Annotated in this window: 18 protein-coding genes; 7 read left to right on the forward strand and 11 right to left on the reverse strand. The window is 33.6% G+C overall.

The features are described from left to right. Positions 1-24: 24 nt before the first annotated feature. Complete coding sequence (locus P176_RS0116940; RefSeq protein ID WP_026755815.1) at positions 25-942, forward strand: AraC family transcriptional regulator; 918 nt, start codon at positions 25-27, stop codon at positions 940-942. An 18-nt stretch (positions 943-960) separates the two neighbouring features. Here the strand turns inward: P176_RS0116940 and P176_RS0116945 are convergent, their stop codons facing one another. The 3 genes from P176_RS0116945 to P176_RS0116955 all read right to left on the reverse strand — a co-directional run bounded on the left by P176_RS0116945 (position 961) and on the right by P176_RS0116955 (position 3763). Beyond that, the gene (locus tag P176_RS0116945) at positions 961-1632 is read right to left on the reverse strand and encodes a haloacid dehalogenase type II (protein WP_026755816.1); all 672 of its coding nucleotides are present in this window, start codon (positions 1630-1632) and stop codon (positions 961-963) included. 249 nt (positions 1633-1881) lie between these two features. Next, positions 1882-2793: an AraC family transcriptional regulator gene (locus tag P176_RS0116950; protein ID WP_026755817.1), complete on the reverse strand. Its 912-nt coding sequence runs from the start codon at positions 2791-2793 to the stop codon at positions 1882-1884. A gap of 1 nt (position 2794) precedes the next feature. Then, on the reverse strand, positions 2795-3763 hold the full coding sequence (locus P176_RS0116955; protein WP_026755818.1) for an NADP-dependent oxidoreductase: 969 nt from the start codon (positions 3761-3763) through the stop codon (positions 2795-2797). A gap of 400 nt (positions 3764-4163) precedes the next feature. Here P176_RS0116955 and P176_RS0116960 point away from each other — a divergent pair, with 400 nt between their 5' ends. The 3 genes from P176_RS0116960 (at position 4164) to P176_RS0116970 (ending at position 7218) form a co-directional block, all read left to right on the forward strand. Further along, positions 4164-4637, forward strand: coding sequence for a T9SS type A sorting domain-containing protein (locus tag P176_RS0116960; protein WP_026755819.1), 474 nt, complete (start codon positions 4164-4166; stop codon positions 4635-4637). Between the two features lie 9 nt (positions 4638-4646). After that, positions 4647-5699 (forward strand): hypothetical protein, encoded by a 1053-nt coding sequence (locus P176_RS20750; RefSeq protein ID WP_051605551.1) that lies wholly within the window; start codon positions 4647-4649, stop codon positions 5697-5699. A 547-nt stretch (positions 5700-6246) separates the two neighbouring features. Beyond that, positions 6247-7218, forward strand: a complete 972-nt coding sequence (locus P176_RS0116970) for an IS110 family transposase (protein ID WP_026752976.1) — start codon at positions 6247-6249, stop codon at positions 7216-7218. 574 nt (positions 7219-7792) lie between these two features. Here the strand turns inward: P176_RS0116970 and P176_RS0116975 are convergent. The 6 genes from P176_RS0116975 to P176_RS0117005 form a co-directional block, all read right to left on the reverse strand. After that, positions 7793-8608: a hypothetical protein gene (locus tag P176_RS0116975; RefSeq protein ID WP_081820740.1), complete on the reverse strand. Its 816-nt coding sequence runs from the start codon at positions 8606-8608 to the stop codon at positions 7793-7795. Positions 8609-8955: 347 nt separating this feature from the next. Beyond that, positions 8956-10065, reverse strand: a complete 1110-nt coding sequence (locus tag P176_RS0116980; protein WP_197022182.1) for an HNH endonuclease — start codon at positions 10063-10065, stop codon at positions 8956-8958. Further along, the gene (locus P176_RS19735) at positions 10013-11062 is read right to left on the reverse strand and encodes a DNA adenine methylase (protein WP_051605552.1); all 1050 of its coding nucleotides are present in this window, start codon (positions 11060-11062) and stop codon (positions 10013-10015) included. Before P176_RS19735 ends, P176_RS0116980 begins: the two co-directional genes overlap by 53 nt. Continuing rightward, on the reverse strand, positions 11055-12053 hold the full coding sequence (locus tag P176_RS0116990; protein ID WP_026755822.1) for a DNA cytosine methyltransferase: 999 nt from the start codon (positions 12051-12053) through the stop codon (positions 11055-11057). Before P176_RS0116990 ends, P176_RS19735 begins: the two co-directional genes overlap by 8 nt. Continuing rightward, on the reverse strand, positions 12050-12373 hold the full coding sequence (locus P176_RS0116995) for a helix-turn-helix transcriptional regulator (protein WP_026755823.1): 324 nt from the start codon (positions 12371-12373) through the stop codon (positions 12050-12052). The genes P176_RS0116990 and P176_RS0116995 overlap by 4 nt, the downstream gene beginning before the upstream one ends. Before the next feature lie 324 nt (positions 12374-12697). Then, positions 12698-13414 carry a peptidylprolyl isomerase gene (locus P176_RS0117005; protein ID WP_026755824.1) on the reverse strand — a complete coding sequence of 239 codons (717 nt, stop codon included), beginning with the start codon at positions 13412-13414 and terminating at the stop codon, positions 12698-12700. Between P176_RS0117005 and P176_RS0117010 the strand changes: the two genes are divergently transcribed. Further along, positions 13413-14054 (forward strand): CoA pyrophosphatase, encoded by a 642-nt coding sequence (locus P176_RS0117010; protein WP_026755825.1) that lies wholly within the window; start codon positions 13413-13415, stop codon positions 14052-14054. The two genes, P176_RS0117005 and P176_RS0117010, sit on opposite strands and share 2 nt — an antisense overlap. A 44-nt stretch (positions 14055-14098) precedes the next feature. Then, positions 14099-14899, forward strand: a complete 801-nt coding sequence (locus P176_RS0117015; protein WP_026755826.1) for a 1-acyl-sn-glycerol-3-phosphate acyltransferase — start codon at positions 14099-14101, stop codon at positions 14897-14899. A gap of 8 nt (positions 14900-14907) precedes the next feature. Here the strand turns inward: P176_RS0117015 and P176_RS0117020 are convergent, their stop codons facing one another. After that, on the reverse strand, positions 14908-15546 hold the full coding sequence (locus P176_RS0117020; RefSeq protein ID WP_026755827.1) for a hypothetical protein: 639 nt from the start codon (positions 15544-15546) through the stop codon (positions 14908-14910). Positions 15547-15550: 4 nt separating this feature from the next. Beyond that, positions 15551-16045 carry an RNA polymerase sigma factor gene (locus P176_RS0117025; RefSeq protein WP_026755828.1) on the reverse strand — a complete coding sequence of 165 codons (495 nt, stop codon included), beginning with the start codon at positions 16043-16045 and terminating at the stop codon, positions 15551-15553. 131 nt (positions 16046-16176) lie between these two features. Between P176_RS0117025 and P176_RS0117030 the strand changes: the two genes are divergently transcribed. Further along, positions 16177-17454, forward strand: a complete 1278-nt coding sequence (locus P176_RS0117030; RefSeq protein ID WP_026755829.1) for an NAD(P)/FAD-dependent oxidoreductase — start codon at positions 16177-16179, stop codon at positions 17452-17454. Positions 17455-17475 lie beyond the last annotated feature (21 nt).

Here is a 17475-nt window from a genome sequence, read left to right on the forward strand (position 1 = left end):
TGGAAGAAAATAAATGAAACCATCATGAAAACGCTACTCTCTAATCATAGAAGCAATAGAAAGTTAACCACCTTGGTGGAGAACAAAACCACTTATAATGCCGAATATGCTGAATTGAATATATATGAAACTCATGCTTATGCCGAAAAGGTATCATTAACCTTTGATTTTCCTATTATAGCGAGTATGCTTACTGGAAAGAAAATCATGCATTTGGATGGTTTAGATGCTTTTGATTTTTCGCCAGGTGAATCTGTGGTGATGCCAACCAATAAAGAAATGATCATAGATTTTCCTGTAGCCACTAAAAATAATCCTACCCAGTGTTTGGCTTTGGGTATAGATACTGCTAAAATCAACGAAATCGTTGAAAAATTTAATGAACACGTTGCTATTGAAAGCGAAAACAATGCTTGGAACCTTGATAAAACAGCATCACATCTCATCAATAACACCGATGTGAACCATTTGGTAGAACGACTAACTTATACGTTTACAAATAGTAATAAATCTAAAGATGTTTTATTGGATTTAATGATACAGGAGCTGATTGTAAGACTGTTACAGACCAAGGCTAAATCTTTAATAATTAATGATCCTGATCAGGTATTTAACGATACGAGGATTGGTACCGTTATTAAATATATTAAAGAGCACTTGACAGATAAAAACATGTCTGTTGATATTTTAGCTAAGAAGGCTTATATGAGTACTTCGCATTTTCATAAGCAATTTAAAAATACGTTGGGAATTTCACCAATTGATTATATTAATTCTGAAAAAATAAGGCTTTCTAAAAAGTTAATGAAGGCTTCAGAAGATTTTAGAATGTCTGAAATTGCATATAAATCTGGATTTAATAACACTAGTTATTTTAATAGGCAATTCAAAAAAATGGAACTGATGACGCCGCAACAGTTCAAAAAGTCAATTTCTTTATAAAAAAAAGACGGTGATCTGTTAGCTCTTTAAAACAGCAGATAAATCTTTTAAAGATTTGATGACTGCGGTGGGAACGATGCCCCAAGGATCTAAGATAGATTCTTGAGTTCTTTGTAGCCACGCTGATTGCATTCCGTAAGAAATGGCACCTATGACATCAAAAGAATTACTTGAAATAAGCCAAGAATTCGATTTGGAGGATTTTGTTACGTCATTAAAATACTCATAAACTTTAGGGTTGGGCTTAAAACTGCTTACGCCTTCTGTGCTAATAATTCCGTGGAATTTATTAGCGATGTTGGCTTTTTCCAAAAGATTTGATACTGCAGTTTTGCTGCCATTTGAAAATGCATAAAGTTTGTGTCCTGATGCTTTGAGATCTTCTAAATCTTTATCAACATCAGAAAAGGTTGGTAACACCTTATATTCTTCCATCAATTGATTTTTTTGTAGCGCTGATAAATTAATATTGAGGACTTGGCAAGCGAATTCCAAAGCATCTTTTGTACAAATAGAAAAGTCAACATGCGCATTCATTAATCCGCGTCTGAAGGAATATTCTAGTTGTTTATTCCGCCAAGTATCCATAAAGGGTTGTGCTTGATCGCCTATGAGGTCTTGTAAAGAATTGAAGACTCCTGAGGTGTTTATTAATGTTCCGTAAACATCGAATGCTAAGGTATATTTCAAGGGTTGTGTTTTTAATTATTGAATTCTGGGAACTTTTCAATTAACAACAATTTACTCATATATGTTTTGTTGCGTGGTTAAGTCTGTAAGATAGAAAATAAAAACAACGTTGGGAAAGTCCGTAGCATTATAGGATGATCACGGACTTATCAATTGTTTTTACGCTGTGTTATGCACTGGCATTTTTTCATTTGTTGTTGTCAGTGGTTGCTGACTTGTGAGTTTGCTGAAAAAATAAAAAGAAGGAATTTAATTAAACGATTGTCTAAACTCCAGAGGTGAAACTTTTGTCTTTGTTTTGAAAAGTTTGCTAAAAGATTGTGGATGTTCAAATCCCAATTCGTAAGCAATTTCACTGACTGATAAATTTGTTGTGGATAATTTCTCTTTTGCTTTTTCAATCAGTTTGTCGTGAATGTGTTGCTGCGTACTTTGTCCTGTAAACGTTTTAAGCAAACGGCTTAAATAGCTTACTGACACATTTAATGTATCAGAAACATACTGCACTGTTGGCAATCCTTTATGCACTACTTCAATGCCTTTAAAATAATCCACTAGCACTTTTTCAAACTGGTCAAGAATTTGATGATTGACTTTCTTATGCGTCAGGAATTGACGATGATAAAAACGGTCGGCATAACTCAATAAAGTTTCCAAATAAGCAATAATGATATCTTGGCTAAAATTGTCAATATTTGAGTTATACTCTTGCTGTATATTTTCAATAATTCCAATAATGGTTTTTTCTTCTTTCTCTGAAAGCTTTAATGCTTCATTTGCCGAATACTCAAAATACTCGAATTGGTTCATTTTATTTGCCAATGCAGTATTCCAAAGAAAATCAGGGTGAACAAGCAACACCCACCCCGATTGTTTTAATGCTGAATTTTTTTCTTTAGATATACTAAAAACCTGATTGGGCGACATAAATGACATAATACCGTCATCATAATAATATTGGCCTTGTCCGTATGTAACTTGACCTTGACTAAAAACTCTTTTAAGAGCTATGACATAAAAATCCAAAGCCAAATTCATTGGTTCATCAGCATGCCAATGCAGAACGGTTTCAATATCAATAACACTAATTAAATGATGTTCAGGTTTCGGTAAACCCCTAAATTGATGAAATTCGGTTATGGTTTTAATATGTCTTGTCATTTCATTTTTCCTTTTTCACTTCTAGGATAAGTTTTCCACGACGGTGTCCGGTTTCACTTTCCTTGTGTGCTTCCGCAACTTGTTCTAAAGCATACACTTTACCTATAGTGACTTTTACTTTACCTTCATCAATCCACTCTGTAAATTGATTAAGCCACGTCAAATGATTTGTTTGTGCAGCAAGAAATAGTCCTTTAACATTCTTTTTCTCAAGTGCTTCTTTAACCGCGTCGTTAAAAGGAAAATCTACATTCGCACTAATAAAAATCCCACCATTTTTTAATACACTGACGCTTTTTAACCGTTCATTATTATCTCGAACCGTTGATGCTTCAAACACAACATCAATGTCGTGCAACAACTCTTCAAAATGTTGAGTTTTGTAATCAATAATTTCATCTGCACCAAGTTGTCTTAAAAATTCCTGGTTTTTTGTTGAGCCACTTCCTATTACATAGGCTCCTTTTGCTTTTGCAAACTGTACTGCAAAACTTCCTACACTGCCAGAAGCACCTTGGATAAAAACTCGCTGTCCTGACTGTAGTTTTCCAAGTTCAAAAATGGAATTAGCTGCCACAATTGCCGTTAAGGGAACAGCCGAAGCTTCATTAAAAGTAATACTTTTTGGTTTTAATGCAAATTGATTTGCTTTTGCTGCTACAAATTCGGCATAGCTTCCATTTCCTGGAAAGTTAGGGACGCCATAAACTTCATCGCCTTTTTTGAAGTTTGTTACATTTTCCCCGATTTTTTCTACAATGCCTGATGCATCCCAACCTAAAGTCAAAGGCAACTGCAAATATGGTCTCAATACGTCATTGCCTCCATTACGAACGACACAATCTACTGGGTTAATACCACTTGCAAATACTTGAATTAAAATTTCATCCTTAGCAGGAACAGGGCGCTCTATTTGTTCAATTTTCAATACCTCTCTTCCGCCAAATTCATTTATTCTTACTGCTTTCATCTTTATATATTTTGTTAGTACAAAGTTCAGCAGAAGAAAGAACTCCTATGTAGCCAAAATTGACTTTGTTGTAGTCAAAAAAGATATGCAGTCTTAAATAAAATTATTTGAATTGGTGAATAGATTTGGATTGTTACAATTTATCTCCCGTTGTGGTATTTTTTTGTTTGGCTTTTTCGATTTGTAGGGTCGTTCTTTTCTCGCCACTAACTGTTAGTATATTGTTACCATTAGTTATGTATTATCCTACCTTTATTGTTGTTTTTTAAAAATTAAAGTCGTTAAAGTGTTAAATAAATCAGATGAAAAACGTATTATTGTAGTTAACTAACCAAGACGAGTTAATTTTCTTCTCATCATTTTGGGTTGAAAAAAGACAAAATCTTTAAAAAAAGACCCAATGAAAACAACTACACTCGCAGCGTGTCTATTATTTGCTACACAATTAATTTATTCACAAGAAACTATTCCAGCATCTGGAGGTGAAGCCACAGGCAGTGGTGGTTCGTCCTGTTATTCTGTTGGACAATTGGTGTTTGTCACTAATATAGGAAGCGGTGGCACCGTATCCCAAGGTGTACAACAAAGTATCGAACTATATACTTTGAGCAATCCTGAACTTAAGACTGTAAATTTGTCTGCTGTCATCTATCCTAATCCTACATCAGATTACGTAATGTTAGCGATAAGCGATCTTAATTTAACAGATATGAGCTATGCTTTGTACGATTTACAAGGCAGAGAAGTTGCAAAAGGCCTAACAGCGCACACAAATACCGAAATAGGTATGCAAGGCATGGCATCAGGTACTTATATCCTTAAAGTGAACCAAGACAACAATGAATTAAAAGCATTTAAAATCATTAAAAAATAACCAAAAAACATGAAAAAATTATACACATTAGTAGCAGCTGTATTATTAACAGCAATGAGTTTTGCACAATCACCAGAAAAGATGAGTTACCAAGCAGTGGTAAGAGATAGCGGTGATGCTTTGGTAGCTAACCAAGCAGTAGGGATGCAGATAAGCATTTTGCAAGGAAGCATAGCAGGAGCGTCTGTATATACAGAAACTCAGTTACCAACAACCAATATAAATGGATTAGTGAGTCTTGAAATAGGAAACGGAATGATTGTTTCTGGAGATTTTTCAGCCATCGACTGGGCTGCTGGTCCATATTTTATAAAAACTGAAACCGACCCAACAGGGGGTAGTAGTTATAGTATAACAGGCACGAGCCAATTATTAAGTGTTCCCTTCGCTTTATATTCAGCTAATACAGCTGGGTTAGATTTAAAAGCAGATATAGCTAGTCCAATATTTACAGGAAATGTAGGTATTGGAGAAGACCTGAACGTAGTTGGCAATATGTTTTCTAACGGAGGTTTATTTTTAAATTCATGGGATGTTTTCACCAACTCGGGTATTTTTAGTATTAATGAATCTGATATTGCAACACATTTTAATATTATTCCAGGTGGAAATGTTGGTATAGGAACAAGTAGTCCAACAGCAAAACTTGATATTGCGGGAACAGTAAAAATTGTTGATGGAACCGAAGGAGCAGGAAAAGTCTTAACTTCTGATGCTGACGGTAATGCCTCATGGCAAGGAACTAATACGCTCTTAACTACATATGAAGCTACTTCAGGTGCAGTTAATCCATTATCGGCAGACGTTACAGGTTCTTTAATTTATACTCAAAATTCACAATTCCCAAATTTTCCAGAAGACTTACCTGATGGTTTTAATTGCACAATTATTAACTATTCTAATTTTTCATTTACATCAAACGTTTTAACAACAGCCGTATTTGTGACTGATGTTACAGGGACGGCTGGTGCAAGTAGCTTTACAATCCCTTCTGGAGGAACAGTAAACGTGTACGTAATGACTAATCCATCTAATATGCAAAAATTTTATTATATCAAATAATAAAGGAGATCGCGTATGCGTCAATAATAAAATATCAAAACTGATATTACTGTAAAAAGGTAGTATTGGTTTTTTTGTTTTATAAAAATAATGACTCCATGCTTCCTTTTAAGGTAAGTCGGTGGTTTTTTTTTACTTCCATTTTAACAAATCTAAAGTTTTGATTTGTTGCGTTAAGTTATTGAATAGAGCAATTTTTTTCATAATTGTAGGTAACGTAATTGTGTATGGAAAGTTGCGGTATTTGTATGCGAGGATTTTCCGCAGGAAAATCAGATGCATAAAAAACGCAACTAACTTTGATTAAGCACTAAACTAGCAATTTTTTATACACGGCTTAAGTTTACAATTCACTAAATTTAAGTATAAAACAGAAAAGACAAAAGAGAGGAATAAGGTTAATATACACGCAGAGACCTAGATCTCGTCAACATTGAAAACCCCCTCTCTTTTCTACACAGATTTCGTACAGTTCTATGAGGCTTTTAGACCTCGCTTTCAAGTCGTTGAAACTCGCGTAGATTGTCCTTTCAAAAAACATTTTCTTATGAATAAAGATATTAAATATTTTGGTATTGACATTAGTGCGTTAGTATTCGATGTTACAGATTCTGATGGTAATTATTATCAGTTTAGAAACAATGGATTGGGCTTTGAGAAGTTTACAAAACTCTTAAATAACACTAGTCATTGTGTAATGGAAGCTACGGGTTATTATCATTATCAGTTAGCGTACCATTTATTAGAATCAGGTATAAAAGTATCTGTAGAGAATCCATTATCTGTTAAACGTTTTATTCAGATGGGCTTATCAAAAATTAAGACCGACAAGAGCGATTCAAAACTTATTTGTTCTTATGCAGAGCAGGTGGACTTAAAGCTTTGGAAAGGCAACTCTAAGAATGAAATAGAATGTCTTCAAATCACTAGAGCTCTTTCTGTTTATACAAAACAGAGCACTATGCTTAAAAACAAATTACATGGTGAGTCTGTATTGGGCAATCCTAGTAAGGTCGTGTTGACGTCTTTAAAACGTAGTTTAAGACAGCTCCAGAGAGAGATAAAACTATTAGAGGACAAGTTATTAGTTTTGGTAAAAGAGGTTCATCAAGATTTGTTAACGCGATTAAAAACCATACCTGGTATAGGTCCTAAAACAGCCATTACGCTAGTGGTTTTAACAGGTGGATTTGATCGTTTTACAAGTGCAGGTGAGTTATGCAGTTACGCAGGTTTAACGCCAGTGATACGGCAAAGTGGAAGCAGTGTAAAAGGGAGGCCACGAATAAGTAAAATAGGAAACCAGAAACTTAGAAATTTATTATTTATGTGCAGTTTTAACGCTTGTCAATACAATAAAGCTTGTCGTGATTTATATGAGCGAATCGTCGCTAAGGGAAAGAGCAAAAAACTTGCGCTAATAGCGGTATGCAATAAGCTGTTGAAACAAGCATTTGCTATAGCTAAATCAGGTTTGATATTTGATCAAGAATATAAGAGTAAGCTAGTGAGAAATTAATGGAATTTTACTTGTTTTTTACCACAGTACTTTGTTACCTAAAGTGCTTGGAATCTTGCAGATTTTAAAGAAACTTCGATTCAACCGATCTGCGAAGGAGTGAATTCCGCAACATAAAGATTAGATTTTTTAAGATAACGCTACAGATTTGAGTTCCGCATCAGAGTTTTATTCAGGAAGAGTAATGGATTCCGTTTGAGTGAAGTCGTTTTTAGTTTTTTTTAATAATCTGAATTGATTTCCGATAGGATTTGAGTTAGAAGAATTCAGTTCTTTTGTCCGATTCGAGTAAGAATCCGCGTGAGATATTCAAGTTCTAATTACTGAACCAATTAAAAATCATTCTTCACGATTGACCGATTTTGCGTGAATTCGGCATTTTAGGTAACGGCTCCGTATATGAAAAGTAGCGCTGAAAATGAGCTGTTACTTTTCGGATTTAGTACAAGCCGAATTTTTAAGTTTTACTATTTATTTTTATTTGGAAATCGTCAAATTTAAAAATTTGGCGACTTACCAAAAATGCCCGAACCTTTGTGTATGCAACTACTCGCGCTATTTTTTATATACAATGTTACCTGCTGGCTTTTATGATGTCTGTCGTTTGGTCTGTTATACTTTTCGTTTGTAATTCAATGCTAAAAGCTTCTAATTCCGTTTTTAAATTCATTTCCATTTCCAGATAAAATTTGGTAAAGAATTGTTTTTCGATGTCATAGTTTATTTGTCCATTTCCAATTCCGTCCAATTCCATTTCGTAATCTTTAGTGGCTGATTTTATAGTATAAATTTGGTCAAGGTCAAAATATCCAATTCCGTTTTCCACTTTTCTCAAAGTGTAAATTGAATTAATTTCCATTTCAATTGTCACATCTGCAATTGGCATTGACATTGGGTTTTTCTGCTCAAAACTTTCGCCAACTTTAATTTTTCTATTTGGATACTTGATTTGATTCATCATTGATTCCATCGCTGGAAGTAATGTTCTCTTTTTTTCTTCCGTCATTGTCGTGGAAGAAATAGAATCAATTTTGGTTTTTCCGTCAACTGATTTTCCAAAAAATTTTGTTCCGCTAACTAAAGTCGGATTATTGGATTCTAACAATTCTATGTCAATCGGAAATTCATTTCCCTTCAGTTTTCCTGTTTTAGAAACACTTTTTAAAAGACTTGTGTCTTGCGTTATAGTTGGGTTTTCAATTCCGTTATTTTTTAAATTTTGCAGTATTTCGTCCGATGCAATATATTTTACATTGTTTACCGAAATCTGTTTTTGGATCAACGTGTAATTGTAATTTGGTAAGTAACCAACTTTAAAATCAATTTCCTCTTGACTTTTACAAGAAGTAACTGATATTGTCAATAAAATAAGTAGGATTGTTTTCTTCATTCGGGTTTTTTTAGCTTGCAGGTAACGGTCTTGTGTATGAAACGTAGCGTATAAATAAACACTAACTTTTCGGATTTATCACGAGCCGAATTTTTTATTTTTATGTTTAATTTTCTTTTCTAAATATAACCAAATAAAAAATTTGGCGTACTTTGTAAATATACAAAAACCTCTCGGAAAGCCTATAATAGCTATGTTTTATACACGTTGTTGTAAGTAGTGCTTTTCACGTTCTGCTTGGTTTTCCGATGTTTCTTATTTAGTTCAAATGTGAGCGTTGGCAAGACATACTCTTTTGCAATTTTTGGTGTAGCGTTGGCTGTAGCGAATTGCGAATGTGTATGGCTTTATGCTCTGGCATCTCTTTCAGTCATTAAATTTCTATGATAAGCCAGATAATTTTTTCTTTCGTCATTCAAAATATTGTTTTCAAGCCTATAGTCTTGCCAAAATTCCTTTACATCTTCTGCAATTCTATTAGAGAACAACATTTCTCCTTCGTCAGAAAATGAAATATATTTTAAGTCAAATAGAGAATCAATTGTTCTACTTAAAAGTAAGCCATTATTTGGGTCGTAGGCTTCATCTTCATTAGAATCAATAAACGGTTTTATATGACTTGCTATTAAAACAGGATATTCCAATTTTTCAAGCATACACAACCTATGATTTTCGTAAATCAATTCAGATTCTTCAAATAATTGATTCTTGTAAAGAAGATGCATATATGGGTCTCTTCGTCTTGTTGGTATTTCTAATTCCTCTCCAAATATTCTTTTCGCATCTTCCTCAAAATATAATTCATCCCTCACAAAAACTACATCATCAAGTTTTTTAAGAAAGTTTGTCAAATACCCAATTTGGTTATATTTTCTTTCTACAAAACCTATGTCTCTTGCATCTGATACATAACTATTTAATTCTTCTTGATTTATAAAGCCTTTCTCTATAGTTGAAATATCTACAAGCATTAATGCAAGAATTTCTTCTTTTGATAGCTTGCCTACTTCTATTAATGTTTTTATCAAAAAATTAATTTGACTCCAGTTATGATTAACAGTTACTCCACTATTGAACTTTGCATTTGAGTAAACAATTTTTGAAAACAAAGTGTTTCTTTTTTTGTTAGTTCTAGCTTCTAAAAAATCTTTGGTGTTTGAGTGATAAGATTGAAGATGATAGTTTATAAAACCTAACTTAACAAATTGATTAATGCTTTTGCGTACTGAACCCATATCTGTTTTAGGGTAATTTTGATTAACAATATCTTGTAAATCACTATAAAGTTCAGTTGAAAATTCTTCTCCAGAATGCTCGTCAATAAAGTCAGTTATTAATTGTAAAGTTCCTCTAAATCTGTCTCCGTGAATATCTGTGTACTCAACTGTTAACTTCCAATAGTTCTCATAATTCTGCTGTGGCATAATCTTTTTTAATATTTTTTTGAGATAGTTCATTTTTAACAATGAATAAATATTCCTTATTAGTTTCTTTTTTTTCTTTTCCTGTGATTTTGTAAACGTGTTTTCTTTCAATGACTTGCACATTGTCTGAATACTTTTTTAACAAATAAAGAAGTTCATCTTTTGAAGGATAGGAAGAGTTATTATAGCTTAAATACCAATATTTAAAATTTGATAATTTTGAGAATAATTTGTCAAATAATTCAACTGCAATTTTTTTATTAATAAAATTGTTTTCAAAAGGTTCTGTTTTTTTTGAGGTAATAAAATCATCTACTAAACCATAAAACCCAAAGTAATTATTCATTGTGCCTGTGTATGGTGGGTCTAAATAAATAACATCTGCTGAAACTGTATCTAACAAATTAAAAATATCATCATTATATGCTTTGTTTTTTTTGTTGTTGTTAAATACAGCATTGTTATAGTCATCTAAATTTTTCAAGAAATGAAATTTGAATGATTGGTTGTGATAAGCTCTTCTTCGTTTGTACTTTTCATAACTGTATTCTTCATCTCGTAATTGAACAATTTTATCCCAATTAAGATTAAAGCGAGAATATGGCATTTTTCTAATCATAGCTCTTCTGATTAGGGTAAAAGCCAATGATTTTTTTTCTTCTGAATCTAACTTCTCAATGTTATTTCTATATAAATCAAGTTCTTTACATTCTTTTGGAAAAAAATAAACTTCTGAATAATTTTTAAACATAAAACCCTCAAAAGGTTCGCCTGAAAATATTAAATCAATATCTTGCTTGTTAAGAAGCGTTTTGTTGTTTTTTATTAATGCGTTAGCAATATGATAGTTTATTTTTAAAATATCATTTGTATAAACTTCTAAACCTCTACATTTAGCCTCGTAGCTTAAAGAACAGCCTCCAGAAAAAGCATCAAAAAGTGTTTCCGCATCTTGTGGGAATTGGTCGCAAATCCATTTTGCAATTTTTTCTTTATTGCCAATATAATTGACTTTAGGATATTTAAACATTTCCGTTCATTTTGATAATTACTTTTGCAATCGCTTCCGCCATTTTAGGTGGAACCGAATTGCCTACTTGTTGTTGTTGCGATATTCTATTTCCTTTAAATATAAAATCATCGGGAAATGATTGCAATTTTGCAAGTTCTCGAACTGTTAAAGCTCTATTCTGTTCGTAATGAAAAATTTTACGCATATCACCTGTTACACAAACCGAAGGTTTGTCACTTGCGTATTTAATATATTTTCTAACATCACCAGATTTTGGTCTTATTTTTACGGGAATCTCGTTTCTATCTCCACCATCAGAAACATAGCTCATTTTGTTTAGCATTTGTTCTGAATGCGACATTGCAATATGGTTAGGAATCGAAGATTCCTCACCAGATTCTAATTTAGGATATTTTGACAATGCTTCTTTTACAGAAATATAATTTTCCACTTCTTTTGGTGGAAATTCAATTTTTTGGTTTGTTGAAGTACCAATAAAAATTACTCTTTTCCTAACTTGTGGAACACCATAATCTGCTGAATTTAAAATTTTACAATCTACGTTATATCCGAGTTTTTCGAAATCTTTTATTATTTCGTTTCTTGTTTCGCCTTTGTTGTGAGTGTACAATCTTGCAACATTCTCCATCACAAAGAATTTTGGTTTTATAATTTTTACAACTCTTACAAATTCTTTAAATAATCTATTTCTTGGGTCGTCAACAAACTTTCTACCAATATTTCCTGCAATACTGAATCCTTGGCAAGGTGGTCCACCAATTACAACATCTATTTCGTCAAACTCTTTAAGATATTTTATTTCAGAGTCAGATAACTCACAAATATCTTTCTCGATAAGTTGATGATTTGAAAAATTATGTTTGTACGTTTCACAAAATCGTGGTTCAATATCAATGGAAAATACATTTTGAAAACCTTTGTTGTCAAAGCCTAATGAGAAGCCACCAGCACCTGAAAACAAGTCTATATATTTTAGTTTAGTTTTCATAAATCTAATTCAGCTTGTTTAACATTTGTATTCTTTATGTAATTTGCGGTATCTTCTGCTACTGAAAAAATAGAATCCGAACATTTGTATTTAAAGGCTTCTCTCGCAAATTTATCAGCAAAGAACAAGTCCGTTATTTTTTGTAATTCATATTCAAATAGAGTAGCGAGTGATTTTAATTTAGATTTACTGAATTTTTGAGTTCCGTTTTCAATTCTGCTAATTGCACTTGAATTAATTCCGATTTTTGCTCCAAATTCGGTTTGTGTCCATTCTCTTTTCTCTCTTTCAGTTTTAATGAAATGTCCGAAACTTGCCATATTTATAGTTTTATCAAAAAAGGATTTGACCTATTTTTAGCAAATGTAACAATAATTTGCGATTTTTATATCAAGTTTGTTGTTTTTTTTGCGGTGGAAAGAAACAGCTCTTTTATTTTTTGAGCGTTGGCTGAAGTGTTAGGGAAAAAATAAATGTGCTGTTTGTGCGTTGGATTTTTTAGTTCAAATGTTCAATTTTAGCTCGATTTCCGCATTACTTACAACTAGTTATATCTCATCAAATATAACAGTTAATACATGAAATTTACGGGATAAACCAACATTGAGCTTATTTTTACAAAATTAGAATTTAATAAAATTTCACTAATCTAAGATCTCAACCCGCTCTATATAAATGTTGCGTAAAGGCCAATCAGCATCATCCGTTTTTACACTGGCAATCTTATCTGCAACGTCAATTCCGTCAATGACTCTTCCAAAAATAGTGTAATCACCATCAAGTTGGTAAACATCGCGTAACGTGATAAAAAACTCGTAAGGGGATGCCAATTTATAAGGATTGTCTATATCACTACTGGGCATTGAAATTACACCTCTGTCATGATGAAAACCGCGCTTGGTATCGGTTGGCAGTAAGTATTTTCCAATATCGTTTCGTTTCCCCATCACCTCACGATTGTCGGTACTACCGCCTTGAATGATATAGTCTTTTATGACCCTGTAAAACTGCGTACTGTCAAAATAATGTTGCTTGGCCAAAAAAATAAAGTTTGCTCTGTGAAACTTGGTTTCATCAAACAGCAAAATGTCAATATTGCCATATTTTGTAACGAGACGCACCTTGTTTTCCTTATTCTCTTTTTCATACTGAAGAAAGAATTCCATCGCATTTTTATCATTGAGTAGCGGATGTTTACGTTGCTGTACATCAGACATCGTGTCTTGAACCACGGCTTCTTGCTCTTCTACAGTAGTACTATCAACAACTTTCTCGGTATTTTTAAGACTGGATTTTTTATCTTCACAATTCGTTAAAAAAACTAACAGAATAATAAAGCGTAAGAGTTTTAAGGGCATCATGGATTTTACAACATTTAAGGAAACAATTTCAAAAATAATTAATCTAGAGCTTTTGGGCGAATCCTCTCAGTTTAAAATGTCACCGCCATTTAGAAAAGAACTTATTGATGAAAATAGAGCGGCCATGAAAACAGCAAAAAGAGCAGGAGTAATGGCACTATTTTATCCTAACTATAACCATGAAACACACCTCATTCTTATCTTAAGAAAAACCTACAAAGGCGTACATTCGGCACAAGTCGGGTTTCCTGGCGGAAAGTTTGAAAGCTCAGACCCATCTTTAGAATATACCGCTTTACGTGAAACGGAAGAAGAAATAGGCGTTCCTGTGCAAGATATCTCAGTGATTAAAGCCATGAGTCCTTTATATATTCCTCCTAGTAATTTTACCGTAGCGCCTTTTATCGGAATTACGCAAGCGACTCCCAAGTTTGTCAAACAAGATTCGGAGGTTGAAGAACTTATAGAAGTAAAATTATCCGATTTTTTAAATGAAAACAGCACAACAGAAGTCAGCGTAATGACCTCCATGAAAAAAGAATTGAATGTGCCAGCTTTCAAACTGAATGGTTATACCGTCTGGGGCGCTACAGCCATGATGTTGAGTGAGGTAAAAGACTTGTTAAAAATGGTGTTCTGAGCATTAGATTTTCGTAGTTTTGATACTGGCTTTAAACTAAATGAATGGGATTATTTAAGAAAAACCCTTTTGGGCATATACTTTTTATTAAAAAATGGTTGATCAGAATCTTGGGAGCGTTGACTCACCAAAGATTTAGAGGGTTTAATGAGCTACAGATTGACGGCTCAGAAATTATTAAAAATCTTCCAGAGAATAACGTATTATTTATTTCTAACCACCAAACTTACTTTGCAGATGTTATTGCAATGTTTCATGTTTTTAATGCAAGTTTGAGTAATCGTGACGATTCCATAAAGAATATCGGTTATTTGTGGAACCCAAAACTGAATATTTATTACGTTGCTGCAAAGGAAACGATGAAATCTGGTCTTCTGCCAAAAATATTGGCTTACGTTGGTTCTGTAAGTATTGAACGCACGTGGAGGGCAGAAGGTAAAAACATCAACCGCCAAGTAAAAATGAGTGATATCTCAAGTATAGGAAAAGCATTGAATGATGGCTGGGTCATCACATTTCCGCAGGGAACCACCACACCATTTAAACCAATTAGAAAAGGAACGGCTCACATTATTAAACGCTATAAACCTGTAGTGGTGCCCATTGTAATCGATGGATTTAGAAGATCGTTTGACAAGAAGGGATTAAGGGTTAAAAAGAAAAACATATTTCAATCTATGGAGATTAAAGCGCCATTGGATATTGATTATGAAAATGAATCTATCGACTCTATTGTAGAAAAAATAGAATACGCTATTGAACAGCATCCTTCATTTTTAAAGGTGATTTCAAAAGAAGAGTTAGAAGAAAAAGAGCGCTTAAACCAAGAACTCCGTAACTGGTAATACACCAGTTAAACCTCCAGTCTTTTTAACTCGTTGTAATTTTTATTGAGACGGCGCAGCAATATGCCATAAATCAACCTGTAAAATATCCAAATCAACCCAATAAATACTGCGGTAGCAACTATCATGATGAGCATTGAAATAAATAGTTGCTTATCGCTAAATGTTGCAAATTGAGCTGAAATTTTAGGGTCGTTGGTGGTGGTTTCGTACATGCCAAGTGACATCACTAAAAATGCCATAATCAAATTATAGAGCACGTAATACTTAATCACCTTTCGAGTCTTTAGAATGCTTTTCATCAGTTTTCTGACATTATCCGTGACCGAAATCGCCTTATAAGACTTGTATAAGAGATATACAAAAATCAAAATGATGGCGTAACTAAAAATGGTCAATGCCGTTAACATAAGATCACCACCGTACATATTACTCAATTCATTGCGGTACTCTTCCGAAGAAAAATAAGGAATCGTATTAAGCGCAATCCAAAAAAACAATTCTACAATACTAATATAGAAGAGGGTTTTTACAATAGACGACGATCTTTTATGAAGCATTGGGTACAAATCACTGCTCGTAAATTTTTTATCTTTTTGATTGGCATTGGTCTGCCAATCTTTTTTTAATATATCTAATTCATCCATTGGGCTACGGATTTAATATGGTTCTTAATTTCTTCTTCACGCGGTTCATCTTCACTCTTGCATTTACCTCACTGATACCGAGGGTTTCGCTTATTTCACTATAATTTTTATCTTCTAAATATAAAAAGACCAGCGCTTTTTCAATATCATTCAACTGGTGTACCGCTTGATACAGCAATTTTAATTGTTGATCTGCTGTGTCGTCATAAGGTTCTGCCTTAATTTTAAACGCAACCGACTCAAACTCTTGAGTGTTTACACGTCGTTTTGACTTTCGGTACAACGTAATTGCTGTATTTAAACCAACACGGTACATCCATGTACTAAATTTGGCATCACCTCTAAATTTAGGATAGGCCTTCCACAACTGTATGGTAATTTCTTGAAACAGATCATTATGTGCATGTTGGTTATTGGTGTATAATCTACACACCTTATGCACAATGTTTTGATGCTGTTCTAGCAATTCCACGAAATTATGTTCAAGGGCTTTGTCCAAGGTTTTTGATTAGTTAGTTAACTATAAGTAGCATTTCTAAATAGATTGTTACAGCAATTTAAAACTTTTTGCAAAACTAGGTTGTGGGCTGGGCATGTTGTACTTTTATGGTAGTATTTTAATACCTTATTATGAACATCCCAGATACAAAACATCCTAGAGTTATAGTAATTGGAGCCGGTTTTGGAGGCATTCGTTTGGCCAAGGCTTTAGGCAATAAAGACGTGCAATTGGTTTTAATGGATAAACACAATTACCACACATTTCAACCGCTGTTATACCAAGTGTCAAGCTCGGGTCTTGAGCCAGATTCTATTGCGTATCCCGTGCGTAAAATTTTAAAAAAGTATGACAACGCCTTTTTTAGAATGGCAGAAGTGAGCCGCATTGATACCGAACAAAATTATGTTGAGACCAATATAGGTCAATTGAGTTTTGATTATTTGGTTATTGCAACGGGTACAAAAACAAATTACTTCGGAAATAAGACCATAGAGGCCAATAGTATGCCCATGAAATCTGTGCCGCAGTCTCTAGATATCAGGAGTTTGATTTTACAGAATTTTGAAAAGGCAGCTATAGCAGATTCCGAAGAAGAGAAAAAGGCATTTCTTAATTTTGTGGTGATTGGTGCAGGCCCTACAGGTGTTGAGCTGTCTGGAGCCATTGCAGAATTGAAAAATAATATTTTACCAGATGAGTATCACGACCTCAATAGTGATTTAATGCAAATTCATTTATTAGAAGGTGCAGAGCGAGTATTACCACCTATGAGTGAACAGGCCTCAAAAAAAGCCGAAGGTTTTTTAAAGGAGCTTGGTGTGCTTGTACATTGCAATACCATTGTTAAAGATTATGATGGTGACATTATTACCACCAACACCGACTTAAAATTAGCTTCGGAAACCGTCATTTGGGCAGCAGGGGTTACAGGTACTCCTATACAAGGCATTAATGAGAGCGCTATTCATGATAAAACCAAACGCTTTAAGGTCAACCAATACAATCAGATTGAAGGGTATGATCACATTTTTGCTATTGGAGATATGGCGTTGATGACGACAGAGGATTTTCCCAAAGGACATCCGCAAGTGGCACAACCCGCCATTCAGCAAGGAAAGTTACTAGGTAAAAATTTACTAAAACTTGTCAAAGGAGAATCTATGGAAGCCTTTCATTATTTTGATAAAGGTACCATGGCTACCATTGGCCGCAATCGCGCCGTTGTAGATTTAAAACATCTAAAGTTTGGTGGCTTTTTCGCCTGGTTTATTTGGATGTTCGTTCATTTAATGGCACTAGTAGGTTTTAGAAATCGTGTAGTTGTATTTTTTAATTGGAGCTATAATTATATCAATTTTGACAAAGCCGCACGTTTAATCATAAGGCCTTTTGTGAAACATAAATAGAAACATGGGTCAAGGTGTCGC

It is taken from the genome of Sediminibacter sp. Hel_I_10, assembly GCF_000688335.1.
Lineage (GTDB): Bacteria > Bacteroidota > Bacteroidia > Flavobacteriales > Flavobacteriaceae > Psychroserpens.